The following is a 4719-nucleotide window of genomic DNA, read 5'->3' as shown; positions in this document are numbered from 1 at the left end:
CGCAGGCAAGCCAGCTCCCACATTTGTTATGTGTCGCCTGTTAACCGAGTAAATCCCTCAGGACTTTCGTGAACGCCTGGCTGCTTTCTTCCTCGCCAGCATGGCGCCCGTCGCGCACTACCCACTTGCCGTTGACCAGCACATCCCGCACCTGCCGATCCCCGCCGGCAAACAACCAGCGATTGAGAATCCCGTCCTCGGTCGCCGTGGCCAGGTACGGGTCGTTGCCATCCAGCACCAGCCAATCCGCGCGCTTGCCCACTTCCAACCGGCCGATCGGCTGGCCCAGCGCCTGGGCACCACCGTCCAGCGCGGCATCGAACAGCGTGCGGCCGACCATCGGCTGGTCATTGCGATACAAACGATTACGCCGCTGATCGCGCAGGCGCTGGCCGTATTCCAGCCAGCGCAATTCTTCCACCACGCTCAGTGACACGTGACTGTCGGAGCCAATACCCATGCGTCCACCTTGGGCCAGGAACTCCACGGCGGGGAAAATCCCGTCGCCCAGGTTAGCTTCGGTCGTCAGGCACAAACCGGCAATCGCGCGGCTCTTGGCCATGCGCGTGACTTCTTCGGGATTGGCGTGGGTGGCGTGCACCAGGCACCAGCGCTCATCCACTTCGACATTGTCATACAGCCACTGCAGCGGACGTTTTCCGCTCCAGGCCAGGCAATCATCGACTTCCTTTTGCTGCTCGGCGATGTGGATATGCACCGGGCACGCCTTGTCGCTGGCGGCCAGCACTTCACTGATTTGCTGTGGTGTGACGGCACGCAGGGAGTGGAAACACAGGCCAAGAGTCTGCGCCGGTTGTTCGGCAAGGATCGGTTTGAGCTGCGCTTGCAGGTCGAGATAGTTTTCGGTGCTGTTGATAAACCGGCGCTGGCCGTCATTCGGCGCCTGGCCACCAAAGCCTGCATGGGTGTACAGCACGGGTAGCAAGGTCAGGCCGATGCCGCTGCTGGCTGCGGCCTGACTGATCTGTCGCGACAGTTCGGTACGATCAGCGTACGGCTGGCCGCTGGCGTCATGGTGCACGTAATGAAACTCGGCCACTGACGTGTAACCGGCCTTGAGCATTTCGATATACAGCTGGCGCGCGATGACGTGGAGTTGGTCTGGGTTGATCTTGCCAACCATGCGGTACATCAAGTCGCGCCAGGTCCAGAAACTGTCATTCGGGTTGCCCGCCACTTCCGCCAAACCGGCCATGGCGCGCTGGAACGCGTGGGAGTGCAGGTTCGGCATACCCGCCAACACCGGGCCGCTGAGCCGTTCGGCGCCGTCTGCACTGGCATTGGCCTCAACCTTTGTCAGCAGCCCTTCGGCGCTGACTTCAAGACGTACATCGTTGGCCCATCCATTAGGCAGCAGTGCGCGTTCGGCAAAGAAAGCGGACATGATCAAGGCACCCCGGTCGTGTGTTTATTTGTATATACATATACAGACGTTTGCCTGCTCGGTAAACTCCGGCAATCTATGCATCTTTTCCCCCTGCAAGGATTCCCTGTGCCGACTCCGCCCGCCAACTCCTCGCTGGCTGCCCACATGGACGAAAGTCCGGCGCCCTTGTATGCCCGCGTCAAACAGATGATCAGCCAGCAAATCCTCAACGGCAACTGGCCGCCCCATTACCGCGTGCCGTCGGAGAGCGAGCTGGTCAGCGAACTGGGCTTCAGTCGCATGACCATCAACCGTGCCCTGCGTGAGCTCACCGCTGAAGGGTTGCTGGTGCGCATGCAAGGTGTTGGCACTTTCGTCGCTGAGCCCAAGAGCCAGTCGGCGCTGTTTGAAGTGCACAACATTGCCGATGAGATCGCTTCCCGCGGCCATCGGCACACTTGCCAGGTCATCCACCTGGGCGAAGAGGCGGCTGGTTCAGAGCGCGCCGTCGCCCTGGAGATGCGCGAAGGCGGGCGGGTATTTCACTCGTTGATCGTGCACTTCGAAAACGACATTCCCGTGCAAATCGAAGACCGCTTCGTCAACGCCCTGGTCGCGCCGGAATACCTGCAACAGGATTTCACCCAGCAAACGCCTTACGCCTACCTCAATCAGGTCGCGCCGCTCACTGAAGGCGAGCACGTGGTCGAGGCGATCCTTGCCGACGCCGAGGAATGCAAGTTATTGCAGATCGAGCTGAGCGAGCCGTGCCTGTTGATTCGCCGGCGTACCTGGTCCGGTCGCCAGCCGGTGACCGCCGCGCGTTTGATCCACCCCGGTTCCCGTCACAGCCTGGAAGGACGTTTCAGTAAATGAGTGCAGTGAAAGTCTGGCGCGCCACCGATTACGTGCGCATGCCGTGGAAAAATGGCGGCGGCAGTACCGAAGAAATCACCCGCGATGCAGGCACTGGCCTGGATGGCTTTGGCTGGCGCCTGTCGATTGCCGATATCGGTGAGTCGGGCGGTTTCTCTACCTTCGCCGGCTATCAACGTGTGATCACAGTGATCAAAGGCGCGGGGATGGTGTTGACGGTGGATGGCGAGGAGCAGCGTGGGTTGTTGCCGTTGCAGCCGTTCGCGTTCAAGGGGGAGAGCGAGGTGTCATGTCGCTTGGTCAGTGGGCCGATCCGCGATTTCAACCTGATCTATTCGCCTGAGCGTTACCACGCGCGGTTGCAATGGGTGGACGGTGTGCAACAGTTCTTCAGTACCGCACACACCGTATTGATATTCAGCGTCGCCGATGAAGTGAAGGTGCTGGACCAAAAGCTGGGCCATCACGATTGCCTGCAAGTGGACGGTAACACCGGCCTGCTGGATATTGCTGTCAGCGGCCGCTGCTGCCTGATCGAACTGACCGCACGCGGTTAAAACTGTGGGAGCAGGCAAGCCAGCTCCCACATTTGTTTGTGTTTCCAGTCCCGCACCAATTTGTTACCGAATGCCCCAGCTTGGCGCAACGCTAGGCTTTGATGAACAATTTCCCTCGCTGAAAAACTCCTCGGCAATAAATTTCACCCAGCCTCCAAGCCTTAATTTCCAAGGCTTACACAGGCCTTCCAAAAAAATCTCAACAGCTCCTCAGGAAAGTTGGCCGCTCGATTGCATATGCTTGTATGTACAAGTAAAGATGTGTGCGTAAGACTCTCCTTCGCACCATCCATGTTCGCGCATCGATCGCCGAGGAGTCCTAGCAGTGACCAAGCCTACAAAATACCGTGACGTCGAAATCCGTGCCGCCCACGGTACCAAGCTCACCGCCAAAAGCTGGCTGACTGAAGCGCCGCTGCGCATGCTGATGAACAACCTCGACCCGCAAGTGGCCGAGAACCCGAAAGAGCTGGTGGTGTACGGCGGTATCGGCCGTGCAGCGCGTAATTGGGAGTGCTACGACCAGATCGTCGAGAGCCTCACCAACCTGAATGATGACGAAACCCTGCTGGTGCAATCCGGTAAACCGGTCGGCGTGTTCAAGACCCACAGCAACGCCCCGCGCGTGCTGATCGCCAACTCAAACCTGGTACCGCACTGGGCGAGTTGGGAACATTTCAACGAACTGGATGCCAAGGGCCTGGCCATGTACGGCCAGATGACCGCCGGCAGCTGGATCTACATCGGTAGCCAAGGCATCGTCCAAGGCACCTACGAAACCTTCGTCGAAGCCGGTCGCCAGCACTACAACAGCGACCTCACCGGCCGTTGGGTACTCACTGCCGGCCTCGGTGGCATGGGCGGCGCCCAGCCATTGGCTGCCACATTGGCCGGTGCCTGCTCGCTGAACATCGAGTGCCAGCAGGTCAGCATCGACTTCCGCCTGAACAGCCGCTATGTCGACGAGCAAGCCACCGACCTCGACGACGCCCTGGCGCGCATCGCCAAGTACACCAAGGAAGGCAAGGCCATCTCCATCGCCCTGCTGGGCAACGCGGCGGAAATCCTGCCGGAACTGGTCAAGCGTGGCGTGCGCCCGGACATGGTCACCGACCAGACCAGCGCCCATGACCCACTCAACGGCTACCTGCCGGCTGGCTGGACCTGGGACGAATACCGCGCCCGCGCCAAGACCGAGCCGGCTGCTGTGATCAAGGCCGCCAAGCAGTCGATGGCCGTGCACGTCAAAGCGATGCTGGAATTCCAGAAACAAGGCATCCCGACCTTCGACTACGGCAACAACATCCGCCAGATGGCCCAGGAAGAAGGCGTGGAAAACGCATTCGACTTCCCGGGTTTTGTACCCGCCTACATTCGCCCGCTGTTCTGCCGTGGCATCGGCCCTTTCCGTTGGGCGGCGCTGTCCGGCGACCCACAAGACATCTACAAGACTGACGCCAAGGTCAAAGAACTGATCCCCGACGACGCCCACCTGCACAACTGGCTGGACATGGCCCGCGAGCGCATCAGCTTCCAGGGTCTGCCGGCACGTATCTGCTGGGTAGGTCTGGGCCAGCGCGCCAAGCTGGGCCTGGCGTTCAACGAAATGGTACGCAGCGGCGAGCTGTCGGCACCGGTCGTGATCGGCCGTGATCACCTGGACTCCGGCTCGGTCTCCAGCCCGAACCGCGAAACCGAAGCCATGCAGGACGGTTCCGACGCCGTGTCCGACTGGCCGCTGCTCAACGCCTTGCTCAACACCGCCAGCGGCGCGACCTGGGTGTCGCTGCACCACGGCGGTGGCGTGGGCATGGGCTTCTCCCAGCACTCCGGCATGGTGATCGTCTGCGACGGTACCGACGAAGCCGCTGAGCGCATCGCTCGTGTGCTGCACAACGA

Annotated in this window: 4 protein-coding genes; 3 read left to right on the top strand and 1 reads right to left on the bottom strand. The window is 60.7% G+C overall.

The features are described 5' to 3' along the window. Positions 1-40: 40 nt before the first annotated feature. On the bottom strand, positions 41-1405 hold the full coding sequence (locus tag ACRESD_RS17885; RefSeq protein WP_431752131.1) for a formimidoylglutamate deiminase: 1365 nt from the start codon (positions 1403-1405) through the stop codon (positions 41-43). A 147-nt stretch (positions 1406-1552) separates the two neighbouring features. Between ACRESD_RS17885 and hutC the strand changes: the two genes are divergently transcribed. From hutC to hutU, 3 genes are all read left to right on the top strand, one after another. After that, entirely contained in the window at positions 1553-2263 is a 711-nt protein-coding gene (gene hutC, locus ACRESD_RS17880; RefSeq protein ID WP_431752132.1) for a histidine utilization repressor, read from the top strand. Beyond that, positions 2260-2820, top strand: coding sequence for a HutD/Ves family protein (locus tag ACRESD_RS17875; protein ID WP_431752130.1), 561 nt, complete (start codon positions 2260-2262; stop codon positions 2818-2820). Before hutC ends, ACRESD_RS17875 begins: the two co-directional genes overlap by 4 nt. Before the next feature lie 325 nt (positions 2821-3145). Beyond that, positions 3146-4719, top strand: a 1574-nt coding sequence (gene hutU, locus ACRESD_RS17870; protein ID WP_431752129.1) for a urocanate hydratase, incomplete at its 3' end; no start/stop codon positions are given.

The organism is Pseudomonas sp. (assembly GCF_050739995.1).
Lineage (GTDB): Bacteria > Pseudomonadota > Gammaproteobacteria > Pseudomonadales > Pseudomonadaceae > Aquipseudomonas.
This window is presented reverse-complemented; position numbering and strand designations above follow the sequence as displayed.